General features: G+C 74.1%; 16 protein-coding genes. 6 read left to right on the plus strand and 10 right to left on the minus strand.

Annotation, left to right across the window (positions count from 1 at the left end; genetic code table 11):
- Positions 1 to 96: 96 nt before the first annotated feature.
- A complete protein-coding gene (locus ACWEQL_RS08400; RefSeq protein ID WP_452149410.1) occupies positions 97 to 1,644 on the plus strand; it encodes a sigma-70 family RNA polymerase sigma factor in 1,548 nt (515 codons plus the stop codon).
- A gap of 64 nt (positions 1,645 to 1,708) precedes the next feature.
- Here the strand turns inward: ACWEQL_RS08400 and ACWEQL_RS08405 are convergent, their stop codons facing one another.
- The 3 genes from ACWEQL_RS08405 to ACWEQL_RS08415 all read right to left on the minus strand — a co-directional run bounded on the left by ACWEQL_RS08405 (position 1,709) and on the right by ACWEQL_RS08415 (position 5,052).
- A complete protein-coding gene (locus ACWEQL_RS08405; protein WP_452149411.1) occupies positions 1,709 to 3,493 on the minus strand; it encodes a WG repeat-containing protein in 1,785 nt (594 codons plus the stop codon).
- Positions 3,494 to 3,566: 73 nt separating this feature from the next.
- The gene (locus ACWEQL_RS08410; RefSeq protein WP_452149412.1) at positions 3,567 to 3,761 is read right to left on the minus strand and encodes a hypothetical protein; all 195 of its coding nucleotides are present in this window, start codon (positions 3,759 to 3,761) and stop codon (positions 3,567 to 3,569) included.
- 19 nt (positions 3,762 to 3,780) lie between these two features.
- Positions 3,781 to 5,052 (minus strand): alpha/beta hydrolase family protein, encoded by a 1,272-nt coding sequence (locus tag ACWEQL_RS08415; protein ID WP_452149413.1) that lies wholly within the window; start codon positions 5,050 to 5,052, stop codon positions 3,781 to 3,783.
- 560 nt (positions 5,053 to 5,612) lie between these two features.
- On the opposite strand from ACWEQL_RS08415, the gene ACWEQL_RS08420 reads away from it, so the two are divergent.
- A complete protein-coding gene (locus ACWEQL_RS08420) occupies positions 5,613 to 6,611 on the plus strand; it encodes an ArsR/SmtB family transcription factor (RefSeq protein ID WP_452149414.1) in 999 nt (332 codons plus the stop codon).
- A 1,008-nt stretch (positions 6,612 to 7,619) separates the two neighbouring features.
- Here ACWEQL_RS08420 and ACWEQL_RS08425 read toward each other — a convergent pair.
- Positions 7,620 to 8,480, minus strand: a complete 861-nt coding sequence (locus ACWEQL_RS08425; RefSeq protein WP_452149415.1) for an SDR family oxidoreductase — start codon at positions 8,478 to 8,480, stop codon at positions 7,620 to 7,622.
- An 88-nt stretch (positions 8,481 to 8,568) separates the two neighbouring features.
- Between ACWEQL_RS08425 and ACWEQL_RS08430 the strand changes: the two genes are divergently transcribed.
- The gene (locus tag ACWEQL_RS08430) at positions 8,569 to 9,297 is read left to right on the plus strand and encodes a TetR/AcrR family transcriptional regulator (protein WP_452149416.1); all 729 of its coding nucleotides are present in this window, start codon (positions 8,569 to 8,571) and stop codon (positions 9,295 to 9,297) included.
- Between the two features lie 192 nt (positions 9,298 to 9,489).
- On the opposite strand, the gene ACWEQL_RS08435 is transcribed toward ACWEQL_RS08430, so the two are convergent.
- The gene (locus ACWEQL_RS08435) at positions 9,490 to 9,666 is read right to left on the minus strand and encodes a hypothetical protein (protein ID WP_452149417.1); all 177 of its coding nucleotides are present in this window, start codon (positions 9,664 to 9,666) and stop codon (positions 9,490 to 9,492) included.
- 23 nt (positions 9,667 to 9,689) lie between these two features.
- Between ACWEQL_RS08435 and ACWEQL_RS08440 the strand changes: the two genes are divergently transcribed.
- Positions 9,690 to 10,286: a hypothetical protein gene (locus ACWEQL_RS08440; RefSeq protein ID WP_452149418.1), complete on the plus strand. Its 597-nt coding sequence runs from the start codon at positions 9,690 to 9,692 to the stop codon at positions 10,284 to 10,286.
- Positions 10,287 to 10,460: 174 nt separating this feature from the next.
- Here the strand turns inward: ACWEQL_RS08440 and ACWEQL_RS08445 are convergent, their stop codons facing one another.
- The gene (locus ACWEQL_RS08445) at positions 10,461 to 11,108 is read right to left on the minus strand and encodes a hypothetical protein (RefSeq protein WP_452149419.1); all 648 of its coding nucleotides are present in this window, start codon (positions 11,106 to 11,108) and stop codon (positions 10,461 to 10,463) included.
- Between the two features lie 404 nt (positions 11,109 to 11,512).
- Here ACWEQL_RS08445 and ACWEQL_RS08450 point away from each other — a divergent pair, with 404 nt between their 5' ends.
- Positions 11,513 to 11,749 carry a hypothetical protein gene (locus ACWEQL_RS08450; protein WP_452149420.1) on the plus strand — a complete coding sequence of 79 codons (237 nt, stop codon included), beginning with the start codon at positions 11,513 to 11,515 and terminating at the stop codon, positions 11,747 to 11,749.
- A gap of 322 nt (positions 11,750 to 12,071) precedes the next feature.
- Here ACWEQL_RS08450 and ACWEQL_RS08455 read toward each other — a convergent pair whose 3' ends face one another.
- From ACWEQL_RS08455 to ACWEQL_RS08465, 3 genes are all read right to left on the minus strand, one after another.
- On the minus strand, positions 12,072 to 12,734 hold the full coding sequence (locus ACWEQL_RS08455) for an adenylate kinase family protein (protein ID WP_452149421.1): 663 nt from the start codon (positions 12,732 to 12,734) through the stop codon (positions 12,072 to 12,074).
- Between the two features lie 247 nt (positions 12,735 to 12,981).
- The gene (locus ACWEQL_RS08460) at positions 12,982 to 13,710 is read right to left on the minus strand and encodes a signal protein (protein ID WP_452149422.1); all 729 of its coding nucleotides are present in this window, start codon (positions 13,708 to 13,710) and stop codon (positions 12,982 to 12,984) included.
- A gap of 76 nt (positions 13,711 to 13,786) precedes the next feature.
- Positions 13,787 to 14,377, minus strand: a complete 591-nt coding sequence (locus ACWEQL_RS08465) for a TetR/AcrR family transcriptional regulator (protein ID WP_452149423.1) — start codon at positions 14,375 to 14,377, stop codon at positions 13,787 to 13,789.
- On the opposite strand from ACWEQL_RS08465, the gene ACWEQL_RS08470 reads away from it, so the two are divergent.
- On the plus strand, positions 14,354 to 14,704 hold the full coding sequence (locus ACWEQL_RS08470; protein ID WP_452149424.1) for a hypothetical protein: 351 nt from the start codon (positions 14,354 to 14,356) through the stop codon (positions 14,702 to 14,704). The genes ACWEQL_RS08465 and ACWEQL_RS08470 overlap by 24 nt on opposite strands.
- 128 nt (positions 14,705 to 14,832) lie before the next feature.
- On the opposite strand, the gene ACWEQL_RS08475 is transcribed toward ACWEQL_RS08470, so the two are convergent.
- On the minus strand, positions 14,833 to 15,504 hold the full coding sequence (locus ACWEQL_RS08475; RefSeq protein ID WP_452149425.1) for a hypothetical protein: 672 nt from the start codon (positions 15,502 to 15,504) through the stop codon (positions 14,833 to 14,835).
- Positions 15,505 to 15,532 lie beyond the last annotated feature (28 nt).

Below are 15,532 nucleotides of genomic sequence, written 5' to 3' on the forward strand. Positions count from 1 at the left end.
GCGCGCTATCCGGCCGGGGCGACGGCCGGCACCGCGGGCGCCGGCCCCGCGCACCCTCACCCGACCGGCCATCGAACGGGCAGATCGGAGCGAGCGTTGAGCGTACTGACGACGGCCTTCCGGACGGATCTCACCGACCTGGGCGACGCCGAGCTGGCCGCGCTGCTGCGCGAGCCCCGGGCCGCGGCGGGGCCCGCCGTCCACGACGTGATGGGCGAGGTGTTCGCCCGTCACCACGCCGCCGTCCTCGCCTACGCCCGCACCTGCTGCCGGGACGCCGCCACCGCCCACGACCTCGCGGCGGAGGCCTTCGCCCGTACCTACCGCTCGGCCGCCTCGGGAACCGGACCGCACCACGCCTGGCGCCCCTACCTGCTGACCTGCGTCCGGCACATTGCGGTGGACTGGGCGCGTGACGGCGCCCGCACCCGATTGTCGGACGACTTCGAGGCCTGGGCCGACACCCTGCCCGCCGGCCAGGACGTCGAGTCCACCGTGCTCGCCGCCGAGGAGGGCTCACTCGTCCTGCGGGCCTACCGGTCGCTGCCCGAGCGCTGGCAGGCCGTGCTGTGGCACGCGGTGGTCGAACAGGAGCCCGCCGCGGTGACCGCCCGGCGCCTCGGCATCACCGCCCGCGGCATCGGATCGCTCATCGCCCGCGCCCGCGAAGGCCTGCGCGAGGCCTACCTGCGGGCCCACCTCGACCAGGCCGCCGGCGAGGAGTGCCGCCACTTCGGCGGGCTGCTCGCCGCCTCGATACGCCGGGCCGACAAGCGCGCCGCCCGCGACCTCGGCCGCCACCTCCGGTCCTGTGCCGACTGCGCCCGGGCCGAGCGCGACCTGCGCGACCTCAACGACCGGCTCGGCGCGCTCCTGCCCGCGGGTCTCCTGCTGTGGAGCCCCCACGTCCTCTGGCCGGCCGTCGCGGGACACGGCGTCCACCTGGCCGCCGCCGCCAAGTTGGGCGTCGCGCGTCTCGGCACCGCCAAGACGGCGTGGACGGCCGCGGCCGTCACCGGGGCGACCACGGCCGCCGTCGCCGTCGTCGCCGTCGTGTCGCAGCCGGGTCAGGCGCCCGGCCGGCCCGTACCCCCGCCGGCGATGGTCCGGGCGGCGTCCCCGAGCGTGCCGCCGGCCCCCGCGCTCCCGCCCGTCACACCCTCGGCGTCCGTCACGCCGTCCACCACCGCGACCACGGCCTCCCCCTCACCCTCCGCCTCCACCCCGCCCCCGGGCTCCCGGACCCTGGTCAACGCGATGACCGGCCTCTGCGCCCAGGCCGACCCCGGCGGCGCCCTCACCCAGCGCACCTGCGACCGCGGCGCCGACCAGACCTGGACGGTCATCCCGGTCGGGAGCGACGTGCGGATCAGGAACGCCGGCACCGGCCGCTGCCTCGGCACCGGCGGCAGTACGGCCGACGGTGCCCCGCTCGTCCAGGAGACCTGCGCCGACGGGAACAACGGCCAGGTCTGGACACTCTGCGGCAACGGCATGGTCGTCAACGTCGCCAGCGGTCTGCTGCTCGGCCTGAAGCACTGGCCCGAGGCCGAACACCCAGGCAGCGGCGATCAGTTGACGCAGAGTCGGAACTACTACGACAGCCGGGCCTTCCGCTGGCAGCAGCGCCCGCCGGGGGCGTGATCGAGCCGGGCACGACCGGGTCGTTCCGAAGGCGGTCGCGATGCCGGACCCGGGCCGGGCGGGGTCAGGGTGTGTCGGGGTCCGCGGCGGTTGTGGCCCCGGCGTTCTCGGTGGGCTCGGCCCGGACGGCGGCGAGCCGGAGACGCCGGTCCACGTCGCCGTCGTCGGCCAGGTGGGAGGAGTGGAGGACGAGTCGCCGCTCGCCGACCTGCCAGACCGTGGAGTGCTCCTCGTCGCCGGTGCGCAGGGACACCTGCACCCCGGGCAGCCAGGGGCCGAAGCGGGCGGTGAGCGCGGCGAGCGCCTCCATCTCGATCGCCTCGAACTGTTCGACGGTCCAGCCGTGCAGGAAGGGGAACTCGTGCCGGTGCTCGGCGAGGAGGAAGGTGTGCGCGACGTCGCTCACGGCGCCGTACGAGGCGCCGGCCCACTCCGGGTCGTCGCGGACCGAGCCGACGAACTCGAAGCGGCGGGGCTCGGCGGCGAGCAGTTCGTCGGCGAGATCGGCCAGGTCGGCGAGGTCCCGCCCGGGGGCGCCGGGGTGGGCGAGGTAGGACGCGGCCTCCTTGCAGTGGGCCGGCTCGACGCGGGCGAAGGTGCGTTCGGCCGCGGTGGTCCGCCACAGCTCGGTGCCCACCGCGTCCACGAGGCGCAGTACGGAGCCGTCGGCGGACGGCTCCACCCGGCAGACGTCCCGGCCCTCGCGGTCGACGTACGCCACCCCGCCGTCACGGGTGACGAACGGCGCGATGCCGTCGCCGAAGCCGACCACCCGGCCGCCGGCGTCGGTGACCGGTTCCAGGTGCCGAACGGGGAGGAACCGCCCGTCGGCGCGCAGCACGCCCCAGGCGCGGCCGGGCGGGCGGTCGCCGAGGCCCGCGGTGTCGTCGTCGCGGTCGAGGCGGTGGGCGACGGCCGCGCCGGCCTCGTCGAAGTCGTCGAAGTCGTCCGCCCAGTCGTAGTCCTGGTCGATGACCACCCGGCCCGTGGAGTCCTGGTAGCCGTGGGTGCGGCCGTCGTCGAAGCGGACCAGCGCGGAGCCGAAGGTCTGCGAGAGCCGGTGGCGCGCCCTGACCGTCACCGCGCCGTAGGAGTCGACGTAGCCGCGGAAGCGGTCACCGGCGGTGCCGCCGAGGACGTACGCCACACCCGTGCGGTTGAAGGCGTTCAGCAGCGGATGGACCGGCTCGACGACCCACTCGCCCGCCGTGTCGATCAGGCCCCAGCGGTCACCGACGCGCACCGGCGCGCTGCCCCCGGAGCCGAAGGGGTGGGCCTCGTCGAAGCGCGGCTCGATCACCATGCGGCCCGAACGGTCGATGAAGCCGCACGGGTCGCCGTCGTCGACCCGGACCGGGGCGAGCCCGGCATCCGAGAACGGTCCCGCCCAGGCGAACGGTCCGCGGATGACGAGGCGGTTGCGGGGGCTCAGGTAGCCCAGGCCCTCCTCGGTGCGCACGACGGCCAGGCCGTGCTGGAAGGGGCTGACCTCGACGAAGGCCGCGTGGAAGACGGGCATGCCGTCCGTCCCGGCGTAGCCCCAGCGGCCGTCGGCGTCCTGGTACGGGGAGAGGCCGTAGGTGCCGAACTCCCGCACGGCGGGCAGATCCGGCTCGCGCCGCCACCGGCCGCGCTCGTCCAGGTAGCCCCAGCGGCCCTGCGCGTCGGCCGCGGGCGCGGTGAACCCGCCGAGATCGCGGGGGTGGAACGCGCCGACGGCGCCGAGGTCGGGCTCCCGCACCAACCGGCCCGCTCCGTCGACCAGGGCGTACCGGACGCCGGAGTCGGAGTCCGTCGGCCACGGGCAGGGTATGGCGTACGGCGGGGCGACGGGCTCGGTCGGGGACACGGGGAGCTCCTTGCACGGCGGACCGACGCGGCGTCACCTGCCGCGCGGCCCGTCATCGATCGGTGGCGCCATGCTAGGGCTCGGCGGTGACAGCGCCCGGCGGGCGGCTTCGGGCCCGGTCGGCGACGTCGTGGCGGTGGCGCTCCACACGCGGCGCGTGCTGGAGGACGATGTCGTGGTCGGGTCCGTGGCGCTCGGCCCGGGTCTGGGCGATGTGGTCGCGCAGGCGCTGCCACTCGGCGCGCTGCGCTCGGGTCGTGCGCGTCATGTCCGGCTCCGGTTCCGCGCTAACGCTCGTAGACCGCCTCGGGGAAGCGCGGTGACGGGCCGTCCAGGAGGTGGTCGTCGTGGCCGCGCAGCCAGCGGTCGAAGAACGACGCGACGTACGAGCGGGTGGCCAGCACCGCGCGGTCCGGGCGGATGTCGCCGACGTCCTCGGTCAGCTTCGCCCCGCTGATCGCGCCCTGGCGGGCGAGCTGGGGCAGCAGGGACTGCGCGTCGGTGTAGGAGCCGTGGCGGGAGCCGGTGAGGGTCACGTCGGCGTGCCAGGCGGTGCTGCGCCGCCACAGGGCGTCCCAGCCGGGCTGCTGGTGGTAGCTGCCGGAGTCGGGGTTCTGGGTGCCCATGAGCAGGAAGGGCCGGTTCAGGCCGTCCTCGGCGACGGTGGTCAGGTGGACCCCGGTCCCGTCCGGGCCGGGGAAGTGCAGCTGGCCGTCGAGGTTGACGCCGGCCTTGAGGCGCGGATCGTCGTGCATGGTCTGGAGGGCCGCGGAGCCGCCCCCGGAATGGCCGACCATGCCGATCCGGTCGAGGTCGAGGCAGGCGGCGAGGCCGGCCGGCAGCCGATTGTCGGGGCGCAGCCCGGCGAGCCGGTCCAGGACGAAGCGGGTGTCGTCGACCCTGGTCTGCAGCGTCTTGCGCAGGAGGGCGCCGATGTCGAGGCCGGGCTGGTCCATCAGCGGGGGGAAGACGGAGGTGGCGAGGTCCCCGTTCGGGAAGGCGACCTCGGAGGCGTCGTGGGTGTGGTCGACGGTGACGACGACGTAGCCGCGCGAGGCGAGGTCCTCCACCAGGCCGGTGCCCCAGGTACGGGGGTCGCCGAAGCCCGCCGAGTACAGCACGACGGGCCGCTTGCCGCCGGGGAGGGCGGGCGCGTCGGCGCGGGCGTGGGTGCGGATGCCCGCCCAGTCGGTGCGGCCGGGCTCGAAGCCGTAGGCGTTCTGGGCGACGCTCCCGGCGCTGCCGAAGTGCTGGGCGGCGGCGGGCACCATGTACGGCGCGCGGTCGTCGCCGGTGGCGGGCCGGGTGGTCGGGTACCAGAAACTGATCATCAGCTTGCGGTGCTGCCCGGGCTTCCAGGGGTCGTCCCGGCGGTCGTCCGTGAGCTGCAGGGACGTCGTGCCGACCGGATACGGCCCGGTGGGCTGCGGCAGCCGGGCCCCGGCCTGCCGCTCGGTGCCCCACCCCGGCGCCGCCACCGCGCCCGGTGCGCCGACCACGCCCAGTGTCGCCGTCGCCGCCAGCAGGACCGCTGCCGCGGCCCGTCCCCGCCTGCTCATCGCCGTTCCTCCTCGTCCGGTGTGCTCTGGTAGGAGGACCGTACGTTCACGGAGGGGCCCGAGCCGTCATACCGGGGTGCCAAGTCCTCTGTAGTACCCAGGTTTGACGACGGCCGGCGCTCCCTGGACGCCTTCGGCTCCGGCCGGTCGGGCGCGGCCGGGGTCCGGGGTCGGGCGCGGCCGGGGTCCGGGGTCGGGGCGGGTCGGGGCGGGTGGTGTCGGTCCTCGCGCGGTGCTTGCGGGGGTCGGGAACGCCACACCGACCGGCCGCCCCTGACAGCGGGTGAGCACCGAGCGGGCCCGGCCCGGCGGAAGCCGATCGGGCACCGGTCGGGCAGGGTTCGCCGGGCGGCACCGGGCGTTCGGTTCGGCGGACACCCGGTCAAGGACCGTGCTCCGGCCCCCACTCCCCTCGTGGTGGGGGCCGGAGCGGGCCTCGGTCGCGCCGGCGAGAGAGAGCATGCCAACGGGGACGGCCGGACGGCCATGCATTAGCCTCTGGGCCTAATAGTCAACAACGCGGCAGGTCAGGGCGGCTGCGGGGAGCCGGAGGAAGGTTCGTGATCGCACTGAGGTTCGGGGTCGCGGACCTCGCGAGGACCCGGTTCGTCATATCCCCGCTCGACCACCTGATGGCCGGCTCGGCCCGGTTGGGCGTTCATCAGGGCAGTGGGTCGCGCAGCGAGCGCTGGTGGCGGGACGTCCGCCGCCATGTGCCCCACCGGGCCGTGCGCTTTCTCGAGGTGGTCAACGCGAGCCCGATCGGCGTCCCCGACTTCATGGTGGCGGATCTCGACGCCGTCCGCCGGCAGCTGACCGACGAGCTCGACGCGTTCCTCTCCGTCCCGCAGCAGGCCGTGGAGGAGGGGGTCGCGATGTTCGGCAGCGGCCCGGAAGTCCCGGCCGCCCTGGCCCGGTTGCGCGAGGACGGCAGCCGGGGCCTGCGCGAGGTCAGCGACGGCGCCTGGGCGCTGTTCCAGGCCTGCCTGGCCCCGGACTGGCCCGACATCCGCCGCGCCCTGGAGGCCGACATCGCCGCCCGGGCCCGCACCGCCGCACGCTCCGGGATCGGCGCAATGCTCGGCTCGCTCCACCCGAAGGCCGTCTGGCGGGACGACGGGGTGCTGGAGTGCACCCTCGGCGAGCTGGAGGGCTCCTTCGAGCTCGGCGGCCGGGGCCTGGAACTGCGGCCCAACTACTTCGTCCAACGGAGCATCAGTCTGCTGGCCGGAGCGGACCGCCAGAGCCTGCTGCTGCACCCGATCGCCGCCCCGACCGCCGGGCCCGCGGCCCGGACACCGGCCGCCGACGGCCTCGCCGCCGTGCTCGGCCCCGCCCGGGCCCGCGTCCTGCGCACCATCGCCGGCAGCGCCTGCTCCACCACCGAGCTCGCCCAGCGGCTCGGCGTCACCCCGCCCTCCGCCTCCGCCCATGCCGCCGCCCTGCGTACGGCCGGCCTGATCGCCACCCACCGCGAGGGCAAGCAGGTCCGCCACACCCTCACCGAGGTCGGCCACGACCTCCTCCTCGACAACCCGCCGTCCCTGCCCCCGGCCTGAGCCTCGGTCGGCACCGGCCCGGACGGACCGTGGGGCGAGCATCCTCGCGACAGGGGCTCATGAGCCAGGACGAGCAGACGGACGGCAGGACGGGCCGGAGCCCGCCCTCGGGCGTAGCGGGCCGGGGTGAGGCGGGCTCGGCCCACACGCACGTCCCGGTACCCGTCGGGTCCGTGCCCCACCGATCGGCGGGGGCGGCCACCATCGGCAGGTCCCGGCCGGCGAACGCCTGGTCGTCGCCGGGGCCGGTCACCGGGCGGGAGAGCGCGGCGGCCCGGTCGGGCAGGCCCGCCGGCCACCCCGTCCCGCCGGGCTGCATCCTGCGGGGCTCCGTCCCTCCGGGCTGCTGACACGGCGGCCGGCTCCTCGCCGAGGGCCTGATCATCGGCTCGCACCGTCACGCGAAACAGATCGCGGTAGACGGTGAACCTCGCCGGGGCCGTGGTCGCGACCCGGACCGGGCCGTCGTGAAGCGGTCGGCCTCCCACCGGCAGCACCGGCGCCCGGGTCTCCGGCGGCGTCCGGGGCGCCGCGTCCGGGCGCGCCTCGCGCCTGCCGTGGACCTGTGTCCTGCCGCCCGGGCAGAGCACGGGCAACCCGTGCTGCATATCTATACGAATGATGGCAAACTGGGCATAAGTGATAGTGCTCTACAGAGGAAAATCACCCATGACCCATGGAGCCCACCCCCACGCTCCTACCGTCCGCGCAAACATCGACCGGGCCCGCGGCTGCGAAGAATGCCGCAGCTGGGGCACTGTGATCACACCCGAGGGCCGCCATGAGCTGTGCCCCAGGTGTCAGCACCCTGACTGAGCACGCGACCCCCGCCCCCCGGCGCCCTCCGGTCCTCCAGCGGGGTGGAGCGTGCAGCACCCGCGCCTCCCACCGCGGATCGTCCGGAGCCGGCACGGGCGTGGGACGGGCTCCGCCCCTTCACCCGCGTCGAGCCGACCGAGGCCGCCGGACTCCTGGGCGACAGGCGCCGTCTGCGCGCCCCCACGAAACCTATGCGGCCCAGGCGCGCTCCAGCAGGGCGCCGAAGGTGGCGGGCTCCCGCCCGATCAGCTCGGCCAGCGTCGGATCGACGGCGGCGAACTCGCCGTTCCGCGCCGCCGCGAAGATGCTCAGCATCAGGTCGGCGATCGGGGCCGGGGCGCCGTGCGCCCATGCCTGCTCGCGGAAGGCGTCGTCGGGGACGACGGTGCGGGTGAAGGGCCGCCCGGTGGCCTCGGACGCGATCTCGGCGACGGCGCCGAAGTCGAGCGTCGCCGCGCCGGTGAGCGGCGGGGTGGGCCCCTCGAAGCGGCCCTCCCCGGCGAGGATCGCCGCGGTGGCCTCGGCGAGGTCGTCGTGGCCGGTCCAGGCGACGGGGCCGTCGGCGGGGAGGGCGATGTCGCCGGTGTGGCGGGCGGACTCCAGGAACCGCAGGGCGCTGGCCGTGTAGAAGCCGTTGCGCAGCGCGGTCCACGGCAGGCCGGTGGCGCGCAGCAGGTCCTCGGTCCGGGCGTGGTCGCGGCATGCCTGGAAGCGGGAGTCGTGGGCGGCGCCCATCTGGCTGGTGTAGAGGATGCGGCCGACGCCGGCCTTCACGGCGGCGTCGATGGCGGTGCGATGGCCGGTGACGCACTCCTCGCCCGTGCGGTCGAGGGAGACGAGGAGTATCCGCTCGGCCCCCTCGAAGGCGTGCGCAAGCGAGGCGGGGTCGTCGAAGCTGCCCTGCCGGACGCGAACGCCGCGGTCGGCGAGGTCCTGGGCCTTGCGGGGGTCGCGGACGCTGACGCCGACGCGGTCGGCGTCGACGCGTTCCAGGAGGCGTTCGACGGTGCGGCGGCCGAGGCTTCCGGTGGCTCCGGTCACGATGATCATGGGGTTCTCCCGAGGATGTTTCCAGTGGAATCACCTTGACGGTAACACTGGAATATCGATGGAACCAAACCTTCGATACCATCGATTCATGGTTACCCGCGACACCACCGACAGCCCTCGCCACCGCATCGTCGAGGCGGCCGTCGAGCTGCTGGAGAACGGCGGCCCGGACGCGGTGAGCACCCGCGCGGTCGCCGCCGCGGCCGGAATGCAGCCGCCGGCGATCTACCGCCTCTTCGGCGACAAGGAGGGGCTCCTCGAAGCCGTCGCCGAGCACGGCTACGCGCAGTTCCTGGAGAGCAAGCGCGCGCGGCTCGACCCCGACCCGCAGGACCCGGTGGAGGAGCTGCGCCGCGGCTGGGACCTGGTGGTGGAGTTCGGGGTCTCCCGCCCCGAGCTGTTCGCGGTCATGAACAGGGCCACCGGCCGGGGGGCGGACATGGCACACCGCGCGGGTCTGGAGATCCTCCACGGCCGGGTGCGCCGCCTGGCGGCCGGGGGGTGGCTGCGGGTCGACGAGGAGCTGGCCGCCCAGATCATCCAGGCCACCGGTCGGGGCGCGGTCACCACCTGGCACTCCACCCCGGCGGAACGCCGCGATCCGGCGCTGCTGACCGCTCTCCGCGAGGCCATGGTCACCGCCATCACCCGCACCGAACCGACGGTCCCCGCCGCGGAGGCCGGCCCCGCCGCGGCCGCCCGCGCGCTGCGCGCCGCCCTCCCCGACGATGCCGATGTCCTGAGCGACGCCGAGCAGCGCCTGCTGCGCGAGTGGCTCACCCGCCTGGCGGCGGACAGGGGCGCCCCGCAGGCCTGACCGCGCGTCAGGAGCCCTCGCGCAGGTCGGACTTCCCGAGGAGGGACGGCCGGCTGTCCCCGAACCGCCCGCCGCCGCCCCGGTCCGGCGCGCGCTCGTCCCGGTCGGTCGGCGACCGCCCGACGGACGCCGTCGGGCAGGTGGGCGGTGAAGACCGGGCGCCCGACGACCCGGACGTGTTTCCGCGGCGGGTCAGGTCTCCACGATGGCCTGGATCGCCAGGAGGTGCCGGTGAACGGCCTGCAGTGACGGGTTGGGATCGTCGGCCCAACCGGACTCCAGGTGGAGGCGGAGCCCGTCCTGCGCGCCCACCTCGCCGGCCTGGGGAACCGGTGACGCGCTCGGTTTCGTGATGATGACCGTACGCACGAACGAGCACCGGGGGGAAACGGATGTCCGAAGCGCGGTACCGACGCACCGCACGGTGGCTCGGGGGGCTGGCCGTGGTGCCGGTGGTCGCGTACCTGATCGGCCGCCAGGCAGCCGGGTCGGGTGGGCTGGTGGAGGCCGAACGCTGGCTCAACCACCCGGTGCCGCTGCTCGGGGCGGCCGTCGTGCTGGGCGTGGCCGCGGTGGTGTTCCGCTTCGACTTCCGTGACACGTGGTCCCAGGTCGGCTTCGCGTGCGTCCTGGTGGCCCTCCTGCTCGTCGGGCTGCCGTTCGCGCTCATGTCGGCCGTGACCGGCTCCGGCGACGGCCGGCCGGTCAGCCGCCGCGTCTCCCCCGATCGCCCGGACCGCGTGCTGAGCGTGACCGACGTCGCGTTCTCCATCGACCCGGTCTACCGGGTGAGGCTGGTGTCCGGCAGCGGGTGGTCCGCCCGCCACTGGGACCTGGGCGAGTGGGACGGCGACAACGGCCACGGCGTGTTCGAGAAGGCCGAATGGTCCGGCCCCGACCGGATCACGCTGACCACGGACAAGGAGATCAGGGTCTACGCCGTGGACCCCGACGGCGGACCGGGCACCCCGGAAGTGAGCCACCGCTAGCGGTACTGCGCATCGAGGGTGGCCTTCCATCAACAGGACGCCGGAACGGGAGCGATGGCCGACCCTGCCGTCCCGGCCCCGCCCGACACGCTCGCCAACCTCACCTCACCCGAGTGACAGGGCCGCTCATGGCCCGGACGATGGTCCCGGTCGGGGCATCGACTGCCGGGCCGCTCACGTGTCGCAGTGCTCGGCCGGCTCCTGCCGGCCGGGCGCGATCCCGACATCCTCACCGGTCACACGCTCGTACTCGGCCTTGCGGAGCCCGTCCGGGTCGCGCAACCACCATCGCCCGTCCGCGTCGAAGAACTGGACGGCCCGGATCGGCGCACCGCCCTGCGCGAGTCCGTACTCCAGCAGATAGTCGTCGAAGGCACGAGGAGCGAAGATCAACCAGGTGCAGGGTGGAAATGGCCTCGAAGCCCAGGAAACCCACTCGTACACAGATGGATCGATGCCGGCGTCCGGCGCGTAGAACCACAGATCCACCCGGGCCACCGGATCCAGCGAACGGTTCGCGATGATGACCGTCTCATCGCCCTCGGGGTCGGCTCGGTCCAGAAACCCACCCGTCCGGCCTGCTGACGACGATCCCGCTCCAGCTTGCTGGCGCGTCGCATCGACGCTCGACAACGCCACCGTGGCGCTGAAGAACAGGCCGATCGCCGCCGCGACGGCCGACAGGGCCGTGGCCCAAGGCGACAGGCTGTGGCCGACGGCACTCGCCCGCCGCGACGAGCCCGACGCGGTCCCGGCCGACGAGCCCCGCCGGGAAGCGGACCGCCTACGCGCCCTGACCGTGGGCGAGGTCACCCGATGCATGCGATCAGCATCCGCCAGGTCCCGCGGGCCGGGCCAGCGGTCGGCTGCCGCAGCCGGCCCCCGTGTGCGTCGCCGCCGCCACTCGCGGAGGGACCGGAGCTCGCGTGTGAGCCTCCCGGTTGCACTGCCGCCCCGCTCGGCGCGTCCTTGAACTACAGGCTCCATGTGCTCCCGCTGTACATCTGACGCCGGAGGCTTCCATGGTCGAACAGCCCCTTCCCGGAGAGGCCCCTCAGGATCCCGGTAACAGGCCACACTGGACCCGGCCGCCCACCGATCAACGTTGGGGGAACACCCTCGGCGGTGACCAACACCCAGACGGGCTTCCATACCCGGGGACCCCACCCAGCCACTCTCCCGGTGCCGGGACGAAGAAACGCCGCAAGGTCTTCCTCTGGGTCTTCATGGCAGTGCAGGCGCTGTTCGTGATCTGGATCATCGCAGGGGTGAACAACGCCAGCGACTCGACGTCGAAGGACTGTTCCGGACTCACCGGCCAGGCACTCAAGACGTGCCAGGACGCCGGAAGCGTCGGGACCGCCATCGGCGTCGGACTCGTCATCGGCCTCTGGGCAGCCGTGGACATCATCCTGGGCATCACCTACCTGATCTACCGGCTCAACCGCCGAGAGCCGCGGTGAAGCAACGCCGGCCGTTCCACCAGCCTCCCGGGGAACTTGCGATATCGACCGTCAGAAAGCGACCCCGGACGGCGGCAGCCCCGTGGTCCGCAGGTAGGTGCAGATCTCGACGGGTTCCCCGTCGGTGACGGTGCCGAGCGGCCGGTTGCCGAGAGGCGCACCGGAGACGGTGCGCAGGCCGTCGATGCGGGCCGGTACGTACCCCCGGCACCTCAGCCGGTCCGGGCCGCGCTTTCCCCCGCAACGGCACAGCCCGGTTGTGGGCGGCCGTACCGCCCCGGGGTCGTCGCAGGCACCGGGGTTCATCACCCTTCAGCCGATGTCAGTGGCCCCGCCGGCGCAGCGCGGTGAGCGCGCGCACGGTGATCTCCTCGGGCGTGCCGGCAGCGTCGACCGTGACGAGGAGGTCCTGGTCGGCGTAGTGCCGGGTGATGGGCTCCACCCTCGCTTCGTAGGACCTGAACCGGCCGCGGACGTTGGTCTCCTCATCGTCCTTGCGTTGATAGAGCTCACCGCCGCAGATGTCGCACACGCCGCTGACAACGAGGGTGTCCACCGACGGCTCGTATCGGTGGGCCGCGTCCCTACGGCAGAGACGACGGGCCGCCTGGTCGCGGATGCGGCGCTCCACCTCCTGCTCGGGAAGCCGCAGGCGCAACACGCCATCGAGGGGCGTGCCCAGCTCGTGGAGCAGCTCGTCCAGGGCGAGTACCTGGACGGCGCTGAGCGGGTGTCCGTCGAGGAGGAAGGCCGCAGGAGCCTCCCGGCACAGGTGGTCACGGACGATCGCGGTGATGACCTCGTCCGGGAACGGCCCACCGGAGTCCATGATCTTGAAAAGGCGGACCCCCAACTCCGTACCCCGGCGGACCTGGGCACGCAGAAGATCACCGAAACTGATACGCGGCACTGCCAGCGCCCGGGCCAGCGAATCGGCCGGCCCGTCCAACGGCCACGCCGGCGGCTGCAAGAGAACCAGACGCATCGACTCACCACTCCCTGGCTTCATTCCGGGCTGATCTGTCCGCAGCCCCGGAACGAGAACTCGGACACCCTCTTGAACCGGAACGACGGGACGTCCCACCCGACCGAGCCGACCGGATCAAGTCACGTCTCCGTGAGCGATCCCGCCACGCCGGATTCGCGGTCGTCGACGGCTTCGACGGGCCGAACCCGAACACGGCGGGGCCCGTGGCGTGCTGTTTCGGGCAGGCGGTTCCCCGGGGCCCCGGTTACGCGCCCGTGAGGGCGGCCGGTGCGACGGAGGAAGTGGGGAGCGGCCCGTCGGTGACGGTGAGCCGGTAGTCGACGCCGGTGGCGAAGTCGCCGGAGCTGCCGCGGAAGACGATCTCGTGCGGGCCGGGGGCCAGCCCGTCCAGGCGGACCCACAGGCCGCAGGCCCAGGAGTTCTCGTAGCCGCGGTGCTCCGCCACGGGGCCGTTCGCCACCCGCTGGGGCCTGATCTGCGTGGCGCCCAGCGCCTCGATGGTCAGGTTCTTGCCGTCGAGCACCGCGCTGCCCTGGGCGGCGTCCATGAAGGTGAGGCAGTTCCCGGACGTGCCGTAGCTGTTGACCACCGGGAAGAGGATCGGGGTGTCGGCGGGGACGGTGCACCGGCGGGCGGTGGTCCCGCCGAAGGTGCCGGCCAGCAGCCAGATGCCGTCCTGCTGGCCCGCGGCGCAGTGGCGGCCGTCGGTGTCGACGACCGGGTTGCGCGCGGTCTCGGTGGACCCGGCCCAGCTCCACCACCGGTTCTGGAGCTCGGCCGGGGTGAGGGCGCGGACGTCGACCTTGGTGGGCGCCGGCGACGGCTCGCCGGTCGGGGCGCCGGCTCCCCCGCCGACACGGGCGGCCGGGGAGGTGGACGGTCCGGCGGAGGGGCCCTGGTCCGGCGTTCCGGTGCAGGCACCGAGCAGGGCGATGGCGGCGGCGATCAGCGCCGGGGTACGAACAGCACGCATGATCGTCAGTCTAGGAGGGGCTCCCCGCCGGCATCGAACGGTTTTCGACCGGGGGCGGCACTCGGCCGCGGCACGGCTACCGGTTGTGGCGTGCACGCAGACCGTGCAGCAGTTGGTCGACGTGGCCGGCGGCCCGGGCGGGTTCGAGCGGCTGATGACCGACCAGGAGGCGGTACCAGAAGAGGCCGAAGAGCTGGTCGGTCGCGGCGTCCAGATCGGCGGTGTCCGGAAGGTCGCCGCGTTCCACACCGCGGACGAGCATCGCGAGCATGACGGCCCGTCGGCTCTCCACCCAGTCCCGGAAGGGTTCCGCGAAGGCGGGGTCGAGCTGCGCCTCCGCCATCAGGCCGCGCAGGGTCCGGACGCGGACCGGGTGCGCGGTGACGCCGTACAGGGCGGCGGTGAAGGCGGTCAGGTCGTCGACGAGTGAGCCGGTGTCGGGTTCCGGCATCCGTTGTTCGACGGCGGTGCGGTAGGTGTCCATGACCAGGGGCGCCTTCGACTTCCACCAGCGGTAGATGGTGCTCTTGGCGACGTCGGCGCGGGCGGCGATCCGTTCGATGGTGACGGCCTGGTAGCCGCCCTGGCCGCCGGCCCCGCCGGGTCCACCGTGCTGGTCGGGCACAGCATCGGCGGCGTCAACGTGCTCCGCTTCCTGGAGCAGCACGACCCCGGATCGAACGGGGTGTTCGCGGGCGTCCTCCTGGTGGCGACCTCCGCCCACGAGGTCGGCTACGACGAACTCGCCCCGTTCTTCGACGGGGGCTTCGACTGGGCGCGGATCCGCCGCTCGGCCCGGCGGTTCCGGGTCCTCCAGGCGATGGACGACCCGGTCAACCGGCCCGACCCGACCGGGCACGTCCGGCTCCTGGTCGACGGCCTCGGCGCGACCGCCGTGGTGACGCCCACCGGCGCCCACTTCGGGGCCACCCCGGACGACCACGTCGAGGTGCCGGAGGCCGTCCGGCTGGTCACCGAGCTGCTGGCCGCCTGACCGCGCGGATGTGGACGGCATCGCTCCGGGCGTGTGACGCCGGTCGTCGCCGGGAGCAGCAGGGGCACGGCGGTCGCCGCTCCGCGTGCCCGGTCCTCACCGGGCAGGGCGTGCTCCGGCTGTCGGGGTCAGGCCCGCTCGTAGTGCGCGAGGTAGTCGGCGAGGTGGTCGTCCATGGTCTCCCCCCCGTAGCCGTGCAGCGCGCACCACAGGCGGTTCTCCACCCAGAAGCGGTACGCGAACTCCTCGAACGAGGAGGCGCACCGGGCGATGGCCGCGGACCGGTCCGCCGGTGCGGGCGGTTCGTCCCACTCGGGTGCGTGTACGAGGTCCAGCGGGGAGGCCACCACGAAGGCCTCGCCGGTGGGGCGGAGGTAGAGGTACCAGTGCACGCAGTCCTGCTGGTCGCGCAGGAAACGGACCAGGAAGGCCCCGGGCTCCACCGGGCTCGGTATCGGCGAGGAGACGTCCGTCCAGCAGGCCGTGGCCGACACCGCGTCCAGGGCGCGGTGGCTGCCGGAGCCGGTCTGGAAAGCGGTGAAGTCGGCGGGCAGCGCGATCCCGGCGCCCGCCAGCCCGGCGGCCACGGCATCGAGGTGCCCGGCGAGCTCCGGCACCGCCGGGCCCGTACCGCCGAGCCACCCGAAGCCGCCGTCGAAACGGGCCGGGTCCAGCGGCGGCAGCGCGTCCGGCTCGTACCACTCGTACGTGCCGCCGCACGGGCGGTGCGGACCGAGGTCGGTGGCGCACCACAGGGACGGGAAGGCGGGGTGGTGGGTCGGCTCGGTGGCGGCGGTCACGGTACTCCTCGGAGCGGGCACGGGCTGC

The organism is Kitasatospora sp. NPDC004240 (assembly GCF_053603215.1).